Source organism: Kouleothrix sp., assembly GCF_046328425.1.
Classification (GTDB): Bacteria; Chloroflexota; Chloroflexia; order Chloroflexales; family Roseiflexaceae; genus Kouleothrix.
The window spans coordinates 40,675-57,465 of the sequence record NZ_JAXLWP010000040.1; the positions used below are offsets into that span (position 1 = coordinate 40,675).

The window sequence follows — 16,791 nt, forward strand, 5'->3', positions numbered from 1 at the left end:
CACCTACCGGCGCTTTTTCTTGTTGGCTTTGCGCGACGCAGAGGCGATCTTGCGCTTGCTCTTACGCTTGCTGGGTTTGGCAGCTTTATTGGCGGTGGCCTTTGGGAAGCTGCCGGTTTGGGCGCGCTGGTTGCCGAAGGTGCCAAACTGCGAGTGGTTTGCCGCTCTCTGCTGCTGGCGCTGGGCCTTCGAGCGCTGGATCAGCGGGTCGTCGCGGTCGACCGGCTGGCCGAGCGCCTCGAGCACCTCGCCCCAGCTGCCGGCGATCGAAACGTCGACGGCGTCGCGCTCGAACACCGCGCGGATGACCGGCAGCGCTTCGGTGGCATGGAGCGCGAGCAGCGAGCTGAGCAGAAAGCCGTTTGTTTCGGGATCGTTGGCCTGATTGGCCATGGTCTCGGCGAGGATCGCAATCGCCTGGTCGCGCAGCTCGGGGTGCTGCTTGCCGATCTCCGCCAGCGCCGACGCGGCGTTCCAGCGGCCATAGTGCCAGCGCGACGCGTCGTAGAGGTACTGGCGCAGCGGCCCAAGCGCGGGCGCACCGGCTCTGCCAAGCACGGTCGGCAGCTCTTCGCCAAACCACTCGCTGTCGAGGTCGAACAGCGGCACCAGATCGGCGACGTGCTGGCTTACATCCAGGTGCTTCAGCGCCAGCAGCGCATAGATCGGCGCCCAGCCCTCGGGCACATCGTCTTCGACCGTGTTCAGCGCGCGGTCGCGGGCCATGCGGATCAGGTCGGGGATGTGCGCCTCGGCGAGCCCGAGCGCGCCGAGCGCAGCCTCGGGGTCGGGCAGGTCGTGAACGCTGCCCAGCGTGAGCAGCCGGTCGAGCGGCGGCGAGTAGCTGCCGTCGGTGGTCAGCAGCGCGGCCTCGACGTGGGCGCGCACGGGCTGGTTGAGGTCGCTGCCGTCGCCGCCCCAGCTGTAGTCATTCAGGTGCGACAGATCGTCAATGTCGGTCATGAGCGCTCCTTTTGATGAACAAGCGCGACCCAGTCGCCCTCTTGGCGGCGCTCGTGCTGCAGGAGGCCAGCGGCGGCGAAAGCTTCGGCGACTTCGTGTTCGCGCTCGGCGATGATGCCGGAGCTGATCAGAATTCCGCCGGGGGCGAGCGCGCCGGCCAGATCGGCGGCCAGTGCGGCCAGCACGCGCGCGATGATATTGGCGACGATCAGGTCGAACCCTGAGAGCTGATCAGGATCGGCAGGCGCTTGGGTTTCGGTTCTTGGTTCCTGGCCCCAGCCCAGCCAGTGGCCCATGCGGTTGCCGGCGCCAAGGCTGCCCTCGTCCACCGCTACCTGCCCGGCCACGTCGTTGCGCGCGACGTTTTCGCGCGTCGCGTCGACGGCGATCGGGTCGGTGTCGAGCGCCAGAACGTGCGCGCCAAGCTTAGCGGCGGCGATCGCCAGGATGCCCGAGCCGCAGCCCAGATCGAGCGCGCGCTGGCCAGCGCGGGCGTACTGCTCGAGGTAGCCAATGCACAGCTGGGTAGTTGGGTGCAGGCCGGTGCCAAAGGCCATGCCCGGGTCGAGCCGCAGCACGATATCGTCGTCGGCAGGCTGGTACTCGAGCCACGACGGCACGATCACCGTGCGCTGGCCGATGCGCTGGATGGCATAGTGCTGCTTCCAGGCGTTGGCCCAATCTTCCTCTTCGAGCGGGCGTACCGCCAGCGGCCCGATCGCGCGCATCTGGCCGAAGTGCCACAGCGCCTGCTCGAGGCGCTGGCGCGCTTCTTCGGCGCGCTCGTCGAGCGGGATGTAGGTGCGCATCGTTACCGGGCGCGTGGTGTCGAAGGTATACTCAGGCCCGTCGGCGCCGGTAATGATTGGCTGGTCGATCACCACGCCGCCGTTGTAGCCGTACTGCGCCAGCAGCTCGCTGATCGATTCGACCGCCTCGGGCTCGACATCGACAGATAGTTCTAGCCAGGTCATAGTGCCTCAGTAACGCGAATTACGCGGTGGTCCGCGTTGTTCGTCAATTCTGCCTGCGGCAGCAAGGAACTGCCGATCTTCTGTGCTCAGAAGGTGGCGCGGAGCACCATCTTCTGAGCACGAGAAACGAAAAAGGAGCGCTCTGCTGAGGGCAAAAACACCCACCGCGTAGCTTGTGCCAGTAAGCAGCCGGCCGTTGGCAGGTAAAAAAAGCTGTTCGCTGATGACAGCCGACAGCTACTTCGTCGCTTTCCAGCGTGTGCCCTGCGGGCCGTCTTCAAGCGTGATGTCGAGGCCAGCCAGGCGCTGGCGCACCATATCGGCGAGCGCGTACTGCTTGGCTTTGCGCAGCTCGGCGCGCAGCTCGATCAGCAGCTCGATGAATGGCGCGGCCTGCTGGGCGGTGGCTTCTGGCGCGGCGAGCGTCAGGCCGAGCACGCCAGCAAGCTCGCGCAGCGCGGCCTGGGCAGCCTCGAACGGCGCGCCGCCCACGCCGGCGTCGCGGGCGGTGTTGATCGCGCGCACCAGCTCGAACAGCGCGGCCAGCGCCCCGGCGGTGTTGAAGTCGTCGTCCATGGCCGCGACGAAGTGCGCGCGCGTGCCGCCTACTACGGCGGCAAGCTGGTCGGCGGCCGTGCCAGCGTCGGCGCCACCGTGGGCCGGCGCCAGCGCGCCGCGCAGGCGCGCCAGCTTGCGCTCCTGGTCGGCGGCGATCTCGTCGCCGTAGAGCAGCGGGCTGCGGTAGTAGCTCGAAAGCACGATCAGGCGCAGCACATCGGCCTCGTGCTGGCCAAGGAACTGGCCGATCGTGACGACATTGCCGAGCGACTTCGACATTTTCTCGATCTTGATGCTGCCGTCGTCGGCGCGGGTGTGGATCTGGAGCATGCCGTTGTGCACCCAGAAGCGCGCGAACGGCTCGCCGGTGAGGCTTTCGGTCTGGGCGATCTCGTTTTCGTGGTGCGGAAACACCAGATCGTTGCCGCCGCCGTGGATGTCGATCTGGCTGCCGAGGTGCTTGAGGTTCATGGCCGAGCACTCGATATGCCAGCCGGGCCGGCCATCGCTCCAGGGGCTCGGCCAGAACGGCTCGCCGGGCTTAGCGGCCTTCCACAGCGCGAAGTCGGCAGGGTGCTTTTTGCGCTCGTCGACGTCGAAGCGCGTGCCGGCGAGCATATCGGCCAGGTTGCGGCCGGAAAGCTTGCCGTAGTCGGGGTCGGAGGGCACGCTGAAGTACACGTCGCCGCCGGCCTCGTAGGCGTGGCCGCTGTCGATCAGGTGGGCGATGAACTGGCGGATCTCGTCCATCGTCGCGGTGGCGCGCGGGTACTCGCTGGCCGGCAGCACATTCAGCGCCTTGAGCTCGCGCAGGAACTCGGTGACGTAGCCCTCGGCCAGCTCCTTCGGGTCGCGGCCAAGCGTATTGGCGCGGTTGATGATCTTGTCGTCGACGTCGGTGAAATTGACGACGTGGCGCACCTCGAAGCCGCGGAACTCGAGGTAGCGCCGGATCACGTCAAATACCAGCGCCGACATGGCGTGGCCGATGTGAGCCTGGTCGTAGACGGTGACGCCGCAGACATACATGCGCACGACGCCAGGCTCGACGGTTTCGAGCGGCTCTTTTTTACGGGTGAGCGTGTTGTAGATCTGGATGGTCATGCTGGTGTCCTTGTACGGAATCGGGGATCGGGGAGCCAGGCCAGCGGCCGACGGCTAAATGCCCGCCCCAAGCATATACTCTTCATCGCGCGCGCTGTTGTCGCCGAGCGAGGCCCACAGCTGGTCGGGCAGCGCGTCGAAGCTCAGGTGATGCTCCATGTGATGTTGATTATTGGCGACCTCGACATCGGTGAGGCGCTCTTCGAGCTCGAGCACCTTGAGGCGCAGGCCGCGCAGCATCTGGCCCTCGGGGTCGGGCAGCGACTCAACGCGCCGCTCGGCGCCGGTGGCCGGGTCGCGGGTGATCACAATGCGCGCGGGCACGCCGACGGCGGTGGAGTGCGGCGGCACATCTTTCACCACCACCGCGCCGCCGCCGATCTTGGCGCCTTCGCCGAGGGTGATTGCGCCGAGGACAATCGCGCCGACGCCGACGGTGACGTGATCTTCGAGGGTAGGGTGGCGCTTGCCGCGCTGCTTGCCAGTGCCGCCGAGCGTCACGCCCTGGTAGAGCGTCACCCAGTTGCCGATCTCGGCCGTCTCGCCAATCACCACGCCCATGCCGTGGTCGATGAAGAAGCCGTGGCCGATCGTTGCGCCGGGGTGGATCTCGATGCCGGTAGTAAACCGGCCGAGCTGCGAGATCAGGCGTGGCAGAAACGGCACGCGCCGCAGCCACAGGGCGTGGGCGAAGCGGTGGAGGGTGATCGCGTGCAGGCCGGGGTAGAGCAGCACCTCGGCCAGGCTACGCGCGGCCGGGTCGTTGCGAAAGATCGCGCGCACGTCGTCGCGCAGGGCCAGCAGCTGGGCTCGTAGGGCCATGAGAAAACCTCCCGTGACATCCGGAGAGAGCGAACGCAAAGGGCCGTGCAGCAATCAGGGACGTCATCGGGAATGACGACGCCCCTAACGACAGATGCACGCAAACCTTTTGCCCCCGCTGCGCCGAGGTGGCAGGGAGGTTTGAGCCAGGCCAGAGCGGGTAACGAGCTTATGCTTTCGCGGTCGTCGTTTCACTGCTGCTCTTGGTTGTGCTCGCTGGCGCGGGCTTGGCGGCGGTGTCGCCGCTCGACGACTCGCTCTTGGATTCGGGCTTGGCCGCCGCCTCCTCGGCGCCGACTGTGGCGCTGCTGGATTTGCGGCTATCGGTGATATACCACCCCGAGCCCTTGAATACGATGCCCACCGGCTGAAATACGCGCCGCACTGCGCCAGCGCACGACGGGCAGGTTCGCAGCGGGTCGTCCTTGAACGACTGAAATTGCTCGAACTGGGAGCCGCACGAGTCACATGCGTAGACATAGGTAGGCATAACCGCGCTATCCTCCTAAGAGTAGGTTCTGAAGTATGCTGCTATTTTACACGATCCGCGCGGCCTGATCAAACCGGCGCGAGTTGGAGTTTTGTTAGATTCTCGATAGCTATTGGATCACTTCCCTTTACCTGGCGATCATCTTTCGTGTGTACAATAGGGGTGCGGCCAGCCGACTGGCCCGTACGTGATGTTGTGCCGACGCTGCACAGCGACGCCGTGCGAGGAGAACGTGCGCTATGATCAGCTCCGGACCGCTCTATATCGTTGGGGATATTCATGGCCAGTACGACAAGCTCGCCTGGCTGTTGCGCGCGTCTGGCCTGGTAGACGACGAGCTTGCCTGGATGGGCGGCGCGGCGCGGCTGTGGTTCATGGGCGATTTCTTTGACCGCGGCCCAGCCGCGATCGAGACGATCGATCTGGTGATGCGGCTGCAAGCCGAGGCCTTCGACGCCGGCGGGCAGGTCGAGGCGCTGATTGGCAACCACGAGCCGCTGATCCTCTCGGCGCTGCGCTTTGGCGAGACGCGCACCGAGCACAGCGGCACGTTTCTGTGGTCGTGGCGGCGTAATGGCGGCAACGACGACGACCTGGCGCGCCTGACGGCCAGGCACGTCGAGTGGATCAGCAGCCTGCCGGCTATGGCGCTGGTGGACGATATGCTGCTCATTCATGCCGACGCGACGTTCTACAGCAGCTACGGCGCGACGATCGAGCAGGTGAACCGCGGCTTCCGCGCGCTGTTGCACACCGACGACGCGGCGGCGTGGGATCGGCTGCTCGACCAGTTTGGCGAGCGCAAGGCATTTGACGATAGCGACCCCGACGGCACCGCGCGCGCGGCCCAGATGCTGGCCGATTTCGGCGGGCGCCGGATCGTTCACGGCCACACGCCAATCAGCTATGTTCGCCACTGCTTCCCCGAAGAGGTGATCGAGCCGCTGGTGTATGCTGGCGGCCTGTGCGTGAATGTCGATGGTGGTATGTACCTCGACGGGCCGGGGTTTATCTATCGCCCGGCCGACGGCTGGGTGCTGCACGGTGTCGTTGTTGCCCCAGACACTGTGACCAGCGCCGACGACGAGCTGCTCTAGAGCGACTTGACGCGCTTGCTATACTGAGGGTATCTACGATAGCCAGTGCCCGCCGACCCAGAGTGTGCAATCTTGACATCCAACGCAGCAAGCGAACCGCTTGAGCCGCCAAGCGCGGCCGAAACAACCGCCGCGCGTGTCATCGATACAGTGTATGCTGGCGGCGTGCTGCGCCCTCTCGCGCCGCTTGATCTGCCGTCTGGCGCGCGCGTACGCCTACAGCTGCTCGATATTGTCCCGCCTGATCACCCCGCCCCCGCCATTGCCGTGCCCGTGCCCGCCTCGCCGTCCAGCTGGCGCGCGCGCTTGGGCGAGGCGCTCGATCGCCCGCTAGGCGCAGGGCTGCTGGCCGCGCTCACGCGGCGCGACGTGCTGCTGCTGCTGCTGGGCGTGCTGGTGTACGCGCTGACGCGTGCGATCGGGCTGACGCGCTTCCCGATCTACTTCTTCAGCGACGAGGCGATACATCCCCTGCAGGCCGAGCAGCTGCTACGCAATGGCCTGCGCGACAGCACCGGCGTGTTTCTGCCGCCATACTTTCAGAACGACGATCGCTGGAACCTGAGCCTGAGCGTATATATTCACCTTGTGGGCGTGGCGCTTTTCGGCAAATCGGTGCTGGTGACGCGGGGTATCTCGGCGCTGGTGAGTGTTCTGGCGGCGCTGGCGCTGGCGCTGACGCTCAAGCTAGTGTTTCAGATCCGGCTGTGGTGGGCCGGCCCGCTGGTGCTGGCGGCGCTGCCGGCCTGGTTCCTGCACTCGCGCACGGCCTTCGAGGTAGTGCTGGCGGTGTCGTTCTACGCGTGCTTCCTGTGCGCCTACCTGCTGTACCGCTACCGCTCGCCGCGCTACCTGTTTGTGGCGCTGATTTTTGGCGCCGCGACCTTCTACAGCTATGCGAATGGCCAGGGCCTGATGCTGGCCAGCGGCGTGCTGCTGCTGATCTCGGATCTGCGCTTTCACCTGCGCCAGCCCCGGAAGGTGCTGCTCGGCGCGGCGCTGCTGGCCGCGCTGCTGGCGTCGCAGTACCTGCGCTTTCGCGTGCTGCACCCCGAGGCGCTCACATACCATTTGCGGACGCTCGACTCATACCTGATACGGCCGATCCCGGTAAGCGAAAAGCTGGCCCTGTTTGCGAAGACCTACCTGTTCGGCCTGAGCCCCGTGTACTGGTTTTTCCCTAATGATACCGACCTGGTGCGCCACCAGATGAAGGGCATGGGCCACCTCTCGCCGCTGGCGCTGCCGTTTGTGCTGGTAGGGCTAGGGGTATGCCTGTGGCGCTGGCGATCGGCGGCGCACCGTGCGGTGCTGGTGGCGCTGCTGGCGGCGCCGTTTTCCTCGGCGCTGGCGGCGATTGCAATCACGCGCGCGCTGGCGATGGTTGTGCCGGCCACGCTGCTGATCTGCCTCGGCTTGAACCAGCTGCTAGCCTGGGTGCGCCAGCCGCGAGCGCGCCAGGCGCTGGGCCTAGCCAGCGGCGCGCTGCTCTGCGTGCTGAGCTTCGGGATGCTGCGCGCGGCGCTGACCAGCGGGCCGACGTGGTATAGCGACTATGGGCTGTATGGCATGCAGTATGGCGGGCAGCAGCTGTTCGACGCGATCGGCGAAGAGCTGGAGAGCGACCCAAACACGCGGGTTGTGATGTCGCCCGACTGGGCCAACAACACCAATGCGCTGGTCGCGTTCTTTCTGACCCCAGCGCAGCTGCCGCGCGTGAGAACGCAGGGCATGAACTACTACCTCGCCAAGCAGCGCTCGATCGATCCGGCCGAGCTGTTTGTATTTTCGCCCGACGACCTGCAGCAAGCCATGGAGAGTGGCAAGCTGGCGATCGACGCGCCCGAGCGCGTACTGAACTACCCCGACGGCCGCCCAGGTTTCGAGTTTGTGCGTATGCGCTATGTGCCTGATGCGGCGGCGGTATTCGCAGCCGAAGCTGCCGCGCGCCAGCAGCTGCAGGAAGCGACGATCGCGCTCGACGGCCAGCAGGTGGCGGTGCGCTACTCGCAGCTCGATATTGGCCAGCTCGCTGATCTGTTCGATAGCCGGCCGGAAACGCTGATCCGCGGGCAGGAGGCCAACCCGCTAGTGCTCGAATTTACTTTCCCCACACCCAAAACCCTCAAGGCGGTGAAGCTGCTGGTGGCGCGCATGAACCTGGCGCTGAAGATCGTGCTTACCCCGGCCGACGGCGGCGCGCCGCATGTGTATACCAGCGAGTACCGTGACGCGAACGAGGATCTGCAGATCGACTACACGTTCGCCGATGGCCCGCAGACGGTGCACCAGCTGCGGCTCGAGCTCACCGACACCACTCCTCCCGAAGATGTGCATATCCACGTGCGCGAGATCTCGTTTGAGTGAATTCCCAGGTGCAGTTCTTCGCCCTCCAGCGCCCGATCCGGCGCCGCCCTTCCCCGAGCTGACCGAGCGTGAGCGCGAGATCCTGGGCCTGATCGCGCAGGGCTGGAGCAGCGCCGAGATCGCCGCGCGCCTGGTGGTGAGCCTCAAAACTGTGCGCAACCACGTGTCGAATATTTTCGGCAAGCTCGAGGCTGCCGATCGTGCCGAGGCGAGCGCCCGCGCCTGCCGCGCCGGCCTGGGCCACGGCGGCGAGTAGCGCGCCTACCCATGCTTCCGCGCAAACTCCTCCATGAAGCCGGCCAGCGCCTGGCATCCCTCGGGCGTCATGGCGTTGTAGATCGACGCGCGAATGCCGCCAACCGAGCGGTGCCCGGCCAGCCCGACCATTCCGGCGGCGACTGATTCGGCGACGAACTGCTTTTCGAGCGCTTCGCTGGGGAGGCGGAAGGTGACATTCATGCGCGAGCGGTCGGCCGGGGCGGCGTGGCCACGATAGAAGCCGCCGCTGCCGTCGATCGCGTCGTAGATCAGGCGCGCCTTCTGCTCGTTGCGCGCGGCCATGCCTGCGAGCCCGCCGTGCTCCTCGATCCAGTCGAGCACCAGGTTCAGCACGTATACGCCAAACACCGGCGGCGTGTTATAGAGCGAATTGTTTTTGGCGTGCGTCTCGTAGCGTAGCATCGTCGGCGCGGTTCTGGCTGCGTCTTTCAGCCAGCTCTGGCGCACCAGCACCACCGTCACGCCCGAGGGGCCGAGGTTCTTCTGCGCGCCGGCGTAGATCAGCGCGAACTTGCTGGCGTCGAATGGGCGCGAGAGGATGTCGCTGCTCATGTCGGCTACCAGCGGGCGGTCGCCTGTGTCGGGGAAGCTGGCGAACTGCACGCCCTGGATGGTTTCGTTCGAGGTGATGTGCACATACGCCGCGCCGTCGGTCAGGCTGATCTCGTCGGCGCGCGCGGTGCGCGAGTAGTTGCTGTCTTTGGTGCTGGCGGCGATGTTGGCCTGGCCGAGCTTGGCGGCTTCTTCGTGGGCCTTTTCGCCCCACGCGCCGGTGATGATATAGTCGGCGCTGGAGCCGGGCGGCAGAAAGTTGAGCGGCAGCATGGCGAACTGCGTGCTGGCGCCGCCCTGCACAAACAGCACGCGGTAGTCGTCGCCCAGGCCGAGCAGGCGCTTGAAGGTGGCCTCGGCGGCGCTGTTGATCGCCTCGTACTCTTTGGAGCGATGGCTCATCTCCATAATCGACATGCCGCGGCCCTGGTAGTCGAGCAGCTCACGCTGGGCCTGCTCGAGCACTGGCTGCGGCAGAATGGCTGGGCCGGCGTTGAAATTGTACACCTGGCTCATCGACATAACCTCCTCTTGACACTATATGGGCGCGATAGGTCGCGCCCCTACCCCTTCTTTTGTGCTCAGAAGTTGTTTGAAAAGGGTGGTTTGGAGGACGAAGTCCCTCCAAGTATCCACTTGTTCTGGCGGGTGGCGGCCACATTCGTGGCCGCCACCCGCCAGAAGGGAAGTGCGAGGGGCATAGCCCCTCGCGCACCTTTTCAAACAGGCTCTCAGATGTTGGCGCAAAGCGCCAACATCTCAGCACCATCCATGAAAAAGTACCGCTCTGCCGAAGGCAAAACGCGCACCGCGTAAGGCCTGTGAGATTGAGAAGTATATCACAGAACGCCGGCTGGCCTACAGCGCGTCGAGCCGGGCCAGCTCCTGGCCGAGCTGCTCGCGCGCCCATAGCTCCTGGTCGTTGGTGGGGAACTGGCGGTAGGTGCACTCGATAATCATGATCAGGTAGAGGTAGATATTGTAGAGCACGCGCCGCGCTGGTGCGCCGGGCTGCTCGAGCGGGCTGGCGCCGTAACCTGCGGCGAACCCGGCTGGAAGCTCGGCGGTGCGAAACTGCACTTCGATCAGCGGGTCGCCCCACAGCGCGCGCTCGAAGTCGATCACGCCGCTGATCTGGCGGGTTTCGGGGTCGACGAAGATGTTCCCGTCCCATAGATCCCAGTGCACCAGCTGCGGCGTGCCGATCGGCGCGAGGGCGTGCGCCTGCCGGGCCACCTGCTCGCGCAATGTGGCGTAGGGCCGCGGCAGCGCGATGCCAAGCGCCTGGCCGTCGGCCAGCACGCCGTCGAGCATGGCCAGAAACGCATCCTTCCAGCAGGCATAGCGCGGCGCGCCGGGGGCCGCGTAGCCAAACGCCGCGCCGCCGATCGCGTTGATCTCGCGCAGGTACTCGCCAATCGCCCTGTCGATTGGCTGCTGCTCGGCGGCGCTGAGCCGCTGGCGCAGGTGGTGCAGCGGCACGCCCGGTAGGTACTCCATCAGGAAGTATGGGCTGCCAACCAGCTGGCACGTGTCGTCGAAGTGGAGCACGGCCGGCGCCGGCACGCTGGTGCCCGCCCGCACCAGCTCGATGGTGGCGACCTCGGCGTAGATGATGTTGCGCTCGTAGCGCAGCACCGGCACGTTGGCCGGCGGTGCGATCTTCAGCACGCAGCGGCGCCCGCCTGCCAGCCTAAGCAGGTAGGCCGCGTTGAAAAACCCTTCGGTTAGCTCCTGAAGCTCGGCGAGCGCCGCGTCGGCGCCGAATGCCCGCTCGACGATCGCGGCGGCGGTGGCTGGCGCGATCCGCGTTTTCGAGATGCTCTGCATGGTTGCCCTTCACGCTTGACAAGGTTGTTTAGTTACCATATCATATTTATACACTTATAGGCGCATGTAACGATTGGAGTGGTGTATGCACAGCGAGGCGGTTTCCAGCCGCCCGGCGGGGGCGCGCGGGCAGGTCGATCACACGGCGCTACGAACGAACCAGGCGTTTATTATAGCGCTTCTGGCGCTGGCGTTTCTCGCCGACCAGCCGTGGCTTGTGGCGTTTGTATGCGCGGTGATGGCGCTGGGCACGGCCATTCCGCAGGCGGCGCTGTTCCAGCGGGTCTACCGCGACATACTGCGGCCGGCGGGGCTGCTGCGGCCCGATCTGCGCGCCGAGGATCCGGCGCCGCACCGGTTTGCCCAGGGCATGGGCGCGGCGGTGCTGCTGGCTGCGAGCCTGGCGCTGTTCGCGGGCGCGACGACGCTGGGCTGGGCGCTGGCGTTTGTGGTGATCGTGCTGGCGGCGGTGAACCTGTTCTTCGGCTTCTGCGCCGGCTGCTTTGTCTACTTCCAGCTCGCGCGCCTGCGCGGCTAGCCGAGCCCGGAAGGCAAAGGCGCGAGCTATTGCTTCGCCTGTTTGCTTAGCCTTGCGTTCTTGTGTTTGGTGAGTAGTGATGATCATCGAACGATTTGCCATTCTGGCTGGCCTGGCGCTGGCGGTTGCGGCGGGCTGGTGGTTGCTGCGGCTATGGCGCGCCTGGAAGCTGCGCGGCCTGCGCGACAACGCGCCGCTGGCGAGCTTCGCGCCGCTTGGCCGCCCGGCGATTGTCTCGTTCTCGACGCCAAGCTGCGCCGAGTGCCGCACGCGCCAGTCGCCCGCACTCGCGCGGCTGGCCGGCGCGCTTGGCGACGCCGTGACGATCCGCACGCTCTCGGCGCTCGAACACCCCGAGCTAGTCGACCGGATCGGCATCCTGACGGTTCCGGCCACGGTGGTGCTCGATCGGCGCGGCGTGGTGCGGCACCTCAACTTGGGCTATGCCAGCGACCAAAAGCTGCGCGAGCAGGTCACCACGGTGGGCTAGCGCGCTCTGCTCCTCTCGCGCCTGGGAGCAGGGGAAGGGAGCGAGGGTTTGGCCCTGCGCGAGCGCTGCTCGGGCCTGCCAGGGCTCGTGCAACGTCGGGGGGGGGGGGGGGGGGGGGGGGGGGGGGCCCTCACCCCCTTACCCCCTCTCCCGCGCGCGGAGAGGGGATATTGTTGGCTTTGTGGTGCGGTCGCGGCGGCGCCGCACCACAAAGCCAGATGTGTTTCCCCCTCCCCTGACAGGTGAGGGGTCGAAAGACGTTGCGCGAGCGCTGCTCGGGCCTGCCGAGCGCCTTGACTCCTCGGGGTGTGCGTGGTATGCTTTGGCCTCTTTGCCGAGCTGTTCAGGAGGCGCGACAATGGCTTACTTTTTCCACAACCTGCCCGAGCGTGCCGGCGCCGCCTCGCGCGGCGTGGCCTGCTTGTTTGTGGAGCGCGCCCTTTAACCAAGTGTCTGCGTGAGAACATCCGCCGATCGGCGCGGCGCCCGTGCGTGGGGCGCGCCGGTGGCGGCAACGATGCTGTAGGAGTATGCTGCCGCAGCGTGGCCTCGTGCCGCGCCTGGCCGCCTGATACAGCCCTGTTTGTCTAATCGCAAGAAACAACAACGGCCACGGGTGTACGCCACACCGTGGCCGTCTGATTCATAACCAACCGATCGATTCGCGGCCACGGGAGTTCCCCGTGGCCGCGTTGTTGTTCCCCCGAGCTTTATGGGAGATATGCATGAGTGCTCGTAGCAAGCGCTTTCTATCGTATTACCGACCCTACCTTGGCCTGCTGGTGGCCGACCTGGTGTGCGCGTGCGTTGTTTCGGCGGTGACGCTGATTCTGCCGCTGTGCGCGCGCTATATCACGAAAAATATACTCGAAGGCAACGCGCCGAATGTGCTAGGCCAGATCTATACGGTTGGCGCGCTTATGCTCGCCCTGGTGGCCGTTTACCTCGTGTGCAACACGTTTGTCGACTACCGCGGGCATATGATGGGCACGCTGATGGAGAGCGACATGCGCCGCGATATCTTCGCGCACTTTCAGAAGCTATCGTTTCGCTTTTACGATCAGCAGCAGACCGGCCAGCTCATGACGCGCGTCACGAATGATCTTGAGGCAATCAGCGAGCTGTGCCACCATGGGCCGGAAGATATGCTGATCGGCGTGCTGAAGTTTGTTGGCGTGTTCGCGATCCTAAGCACGATCAACCCCGGGCTGACGCTGATCGTATTTCTGTTTTTCCCGGTGATGATCGTGTATGCCATGTATTTCAACAAAACAATGAATCGCGCGCTGTGGGTGAGCAAGAACCGCGTCGGCGATATTAATGCGCAGGTAGAAGATACGCTCGCGGGCATCCGCGTGGTGCAGTCGTTTACCAACGAGGATGCCGAGCAGGCCAAGTTCGCCAGCGCGAATGGGCGCTTTGTCGCCAGCCGGCGCGACGGCTACCGCAGTGAGACATTCTTTTATCAGGGAATGTCGGTATTTACCCAGCTGATCACGATCGCCGTGATCATCTTCGGCAGCCGCGCGATCGTGCACGCTTCACTCGACCTGGCCGACCTGACAACGTATCTGCTGTATATTGGCGCGCTGGTCGAGCCGATCCAGCGATTCGTGAACTTCGCGCGCCTGTATCAAGAAGGTATCACCGGGTTCGCGCGATTCATGGAGATCATGGAGGTGGAGCCGGAGATCCGTGAGTCGCCTGGCGCGATCGAGCTGGCGCATGTGCGCGGGCATATTGAGTTTCGCGGCGTAAGCTTCAGGTACAACGAAGAGTACGATCACGTGCTCAGGAATATCTCGCTGGATATTCAGGCCGGCGAGTATATCGCGCTGGTCGGGCCTTCCGGCGCCGGCAAAACAACGCTGTGCTCGCTGATCCCGCGCTTCTACGAGGTTGGCGGCGGGGCGATACTGCTCGATGGCATCGATATCAGGCAGATCAGCCTGCGCTCGCTGCGCGCGAGCATCGGGGTTGTGCAGCAGGACGTGTACCTGTTTGCCGGAACGGTCGCCGACAATATTGGCTATGGCAAAGCCGGCGCGACCCGCGCCGAGATCATCGCGGCGGCGAAGCAGGCGAATGCCCACGAGTTTATTGCGGCGCTGCCGCATGGCTACGATACCGACATCGGCCAGCGCGGCGTCAGGCTTTCGGGTGGGCAGAAGCAGCGCTTGAGCATCGCGCGCGCGTTTTTGAAGAACCCGCCGATTATTATTTTCGACGAGGCCACCAGCGCGCTGGATAACGAGAGCGAGCGCGCGGTTCAAAGCTCGATGGAGCAGCTGGCGCACGGCCGCACGACGATCGTGATCGCCCACCGGCTCTCGACGGTGCGCAAGGCGCAGCGCATTGTGGTGCTGACCGACAGCGGCATCGAGGAGCAGGGGACGCACGCGGAGCTGCTGGAGGCCGATGGCGTATACGCCAGCTTATACGCCGTGCAGCTGACGATCTAGCGTAACGCGCCGGCCTGAGCCGCGCCGTGCTCTGGTGGTATGGCGTTTGCTTGAGTCTTCGCACAGTCGCCTGCGAGCATATGATACGCTGTTCGCTTGATCATGTATCGATTGTGTGGCACGACGTGGCTTTGCCACGTCGTGCCACACAAAAGGAAAGGGGCGGCGAAGCCGCCCCAAACCCCCACCAAAATGTACGTAATCAAGCGAATTTGGTATGAGTAACACTAGCCATGACCACACCAGCACCAGAAGCCACCCGCCCGGACCCGGCCGCTTCGGCCAAGGCCGCCGGGCTGCGCTATGTCGCCGACACGCAGCCGGGCATCCGCCGCAAGCGCGCCGGCAAGCACTTCAGCTACATTGGGCTCGACGGCAAGCCCATCCGCGACGCGGCCACGCTCGAGCGCATCAGGAAGCTCGGCATCCCGCCGGCCTACGAGGACGTGTGGATCTGCGCCGACCCGAGCGGCCACCTGCAGGCCACCGGCCGCGACGCGCGCGGGCGCAAGCAGTACCGCTACCACCCGCGCTGGCGCGCCCTGCGCGACGACACAAAGTACGGCCGCATGGTCGCGTTTGGCCAGGCGCTGCCGGGCATCCGCGCGCACGTCGAGCGCGACCTGGGGCTGCCGGGGCTGCCGCGCGACAAAGTGCTGGCCGGGGTGGTGCGCCTGCTCGAAACCACGCTCATCCGCGTCGGCAACGAGGAGTACGCCAAAACCAACAGGTCGTTCGGCCTTACGACGATGCGCGACCGGCATGTGCGTATCGAGGGCGCGACGGTGCGATTTCAGTTTCGCGGCAAGAGCGGCAAGAGCCACAGCGTCGCGCTGACCGACCGGCGGCTGGCGCGGATCGTCAAGCGCTGCCGCGACCTGCCGGGCTACGAGCTGTTCCAGTACATCGACGAGGAAGGCCAGCGCCAGACGATCGACTCGGCCGACGTGAACGACTACCTGCGTGCGATCAGCGGCCAGGATTTCACCGCCAAGGATTTCCGCACCTGGGCCGGCACGGTGCTGGCGGCGCTGGCGCTGCAAGAGTTCGCCGCATTCGACAGCGAGTCGCAGGCCAAGAAGAACGTGGTGCGCGCGATCGAGCGCGTTTCGGAGCGCCTGGGCAATACGCCCGCGATCTGCCGCAAGTGCTACGTGCACCCGGCCGTGCTCAACGCCTACCTGGACGGCTCGCTAATCGCAACGCTGCAGCAGCGGCTCGATCACGAGCTAGCCGAGCGCCTGGCCGACCTGCCGCCCGAGGAGGCCGCCGTCATGGGCCTGCTGATGGGCCGCCTCGCGCGCGAGCACGGCGCGGGCTAGCCGCTACGAGTGTACCGCGATCGTGACGCTGTAGTGAAACGACGGCGAGGCGCAGGCGGGCATGGCCCTGCGGCACAGCGGCTCGCCGTCGGCCTCGAGCGCCGACGTGCCGGGCGCCAGCGCGCGGAACACGCCCTGGCTGCCTTTCACGAGCTGGCCGTCCATCCGCTCGATCACCTGCGCGTCGCCGACGCGCACGGTCCACTCCATCTCGCCGGTCAGCCGCAGCTCGAGCGTCTCGCCCACCTGCAGCTCGATCGTTTGCCCCTGGCTGGGTAGGCCGATCATGCGCTGGCCCTGGATGGGCGTGGGCGTGCTGCCGCTCGCGCCGGTGCGGGTGTTCGGCGTTGTGGTGGCGCAGCCGGCCGGCCGGCCGACGCTGGTTGGGCGCTGCAGCGGCGGCGGGTGGTCGTCGATCGGCGGGCACACCGGCGCGGGCGGGGCGCTTGGGTCGAGCCGCGCCGCCGGCAGGCAGGGCGCCGGGTCGGTGCCGGTGTCGTTGCGCTCGGCCGGTGTGGGCGCGCCCTCGCCCTGTGCGAAGCGGTCGGGGCAGGGCCTGCCGCCGCCAAGCGGAGCGCTGGTGGCTGGCGCGGCCTGTGCGGCGGTGGCGGCGGGCGCCGTGATTGGCGTGGTGGTGGGGCAGACGACGCGCTGCCAGCCGTCGGCCGAGATGATCGTCTCGCCGGGGCCGGGCCAGGGCGGCACGCTGTTTGGCTGCGGCGTCAGCTGGACGATCTTGCACTCGGCCGGGATGGCGGTGCGCGTGGGGCTTAGCGTCGGCGTGGTGTTTGGCACGGGCGCCGCCGTGATGCTCGGCGAGGGCTGCGGCAGCTGGGCGGGGCTGGCGGCCTCGGGCGTGCCGCAGCCGGCCAGCAGCGCGGCCGCGAGTATGGCCAGGGCGATATATTTCATTGGCGTTCCTTCCATCGTTCGCTATTCAGAC

14 protein-coding genes and 1 pseudogene are annotated in these 16,791 nt (G+C 66.0%); 7 read left to right on the top strand and 8 right to left on the bottom strand.

The annotated features are described in order from the left end of the window. Positions 1-3 precede the first annotated feature (3 nt). From U0177_RS26690 to U0177_RS26710, 5 genes are all read right to left on the bottom strand, one after another. Positions 4-963, bottom strand: coding sequence for a hypothetical protein (locus U0177_RS26690; protein ID WP_409573727.1), 960 nt, complete (start codon positions 961-963; stop codon positions 4-6). Then, positions 960-1,937 carry a 50S ribosomal protein L11 methyltransferase gene (locus U0177_RS26695; protein WP_409573728.1) on the bottom strand — a complete coding sequence of 326 codons (978 nt, stop codon included), beginning with the start codon at positions 1,935-1,937 and terminating at the stop codon, positions 960-962. The genes U0177_RS26690 and U0177_RS26695 overlap by 4 nt, the downstream gene beginning before the upstream one ends. A gap of 237 nt (positions 1,938-2,174) precedes the next feature. After that, a complete protein-coding gene (gene cysS, locus U0177_RS26700; RefSeq protein ID WP_409573729.1) occupies positions 2,175-3,599 on the bottom strand; it encodes a cysteine--tRNA ligase in 1,425 nt (474 codons plus the stop codon). A 54-nt stretch (positions 3,600-3,653) separates the two neighbouring features. After that, positions 3,654-4,421, bottom strand: a complete 768-nt coding sequence (gene epsC, locus U0177_RS26705; protein ID WP_409573730.1) for a serine O-acetyltransferase EpsC — start codon at positions 4,419-4,421, stop codon at positions 3,654-3,656. 169 nt (positions 4,422-4,590) lie between these two features. Continuing rightward, positions 4,591-4,911 (bottom strand): FmdB family zinc ribbon protein, encoded by a 321-nt coding sequence (locus tag U0177_RS26710; RefSeq protein WP_409573731.1) that lies wholly within the window; start codon positions 4,909-4,911, stop codon positions 4,591-4,593. Between the two features lie 239 nt (positions 4,912-5,150). On the opposite strand from U0177_RS26710, the gene U0177_RS26715 reads away from it, so the two are divergent. From U0177_RS26715 to U0177_RS26725, 3 genes and pseudogenes are all read left to right on the top strand, one after another. Then, a complete protein-coding gene (locus U0177_RS26715) occupies positions 5,151-6,008 on the top strand; it encodes a metallophosphoesterase (protein ID WP_409573732.1) in 858 nt (285 codons plus the stop codon). Positions 6,009-6,080: 72 nt separating this feature from the next. Continuing rightward, on the top strand, positions 6,081-8,375 hold the full coding sequence (locus tag U0177_RS26720) for an antitoxin AF2212-like protein (protein WP_409573733.1): 2,295 nt from the start codon (positions 6,081-6,083) through the stop codon (positions 8,373-8,375). 40 nt (positions 8,376-8,415) lie between these two features. Beyond that, positions 8,416-8,631 (top strand): annotated as a pseudogene (locus U0177_RS26725) (helix-turn-helix domain-containing protein); the annotation flags it as partial. 5 nt (positions 8,632-8,636) lie between these two features. Here the strand turns inward: U0177_RS26725 and serC are convergent. Both serC and U0177_RS26735 read right to left on the bottom strand, forming a co-directional pair. Further along, positions 8,637-9,722: a 3-phosphoserine/phosphohydroxythreonine transaminase gene (serC, locus tag U0177_RS26730; RefSeq protein ID WP_409573741.1), complete on the bottom strand. Its 1,086-nt coding sequence runs from the start codon at positions 9,720-9,722 to the stop codon at positions 8,637-8,639. Between the two features lie 342 nt (positions 9,723-10,064). Further along, positions 10,065-11,036 carry a phosphotransferase family protein gene (locus U0177_RS26735; RefSeq protein WP_409573734.1) on the bottom strand — a complete coding sequence of 324 codons (972 nt, stop codon included), beginning with the start codon at positions 11,034-11,036 and terminating at the stop codon, positions 10,065-10,067. A gap of 85 nt (positions 11,037-11,121) precedes the next feature. Between U0177_RS26735 and U0177_RS26740 the strand changes: the two genes are divergently transcribed. The 4 genes from U0177_RS26740 to U0177_RS26755 all read left to right on the top strand — a co-directional run bounded on the left by U0177_RS26740 (position 11,122) and on the right by U0177_RS26755 (position 15,848). Then, a complete protein-coding gene (locus tag U0177_RS26740; RefSeq protein WP_409573735.1) occupies positions 11,122-11,574 on the top strand; it encodes a DUF4395 domain-containing protein in 453 nt (150 codons plus the stop codon). Positions 11,575-11,653: 79 nt separating this feature from the next. Beyond that, positions 11,654-12,064 carry a thioredoxin family protein gene (locus U0177_RS26745; RefSeq protein WP_409573736.1) on the top strand — a complete coding sequence of 137 codons (411 nt, stop codon included), beginning with the start codon at positions 11,654-11,656 and terminating at the stop codon, positions 12,062-12,064. Between the two features lie 725 nt (positions 12,065-12,789). Next, positions 12,790-14,526, top strand: a complete 1,737-nt coding sequence (locus U0177_RS26750) for an ABC transporter ATP-binding protein (RefSeq protein ID WP_409573737.1) — start codon at positions 12,790-12,792, stop codon at positions 14,524-14,526. A gap of 233 nt (positions 14,527-14,759) precedes the next feature. Further along, complete coding sequence (locus U0177_RS26755; RefSeq protein ID WP_409573738.1) at positions 14,760-15,848, top strand: DNA topoisomerase IB; 1,089 nt, start codon at positions 14,760-14,762, stop codon at positions 15,846-15,848. A gap of 3 nt (positions 15,849-15,851) precedes the next feature. Here the strand turns inward: U0177_RS26755 and U0177_RS26760 are convergent, their stop codons facing one another. Beyond that, positions 15,852-16,760, bottom strand: coding sequence for a hypothetical protein (locus tag U0177_RS26760; protein WP_409573739.1), 909 nt, complete (start codon positions 16,758-16,760; stop codon positions 15,852-15,854). Between the last annotated feature and the right edge of the window lie 31 nt (positions 16,761-16,791).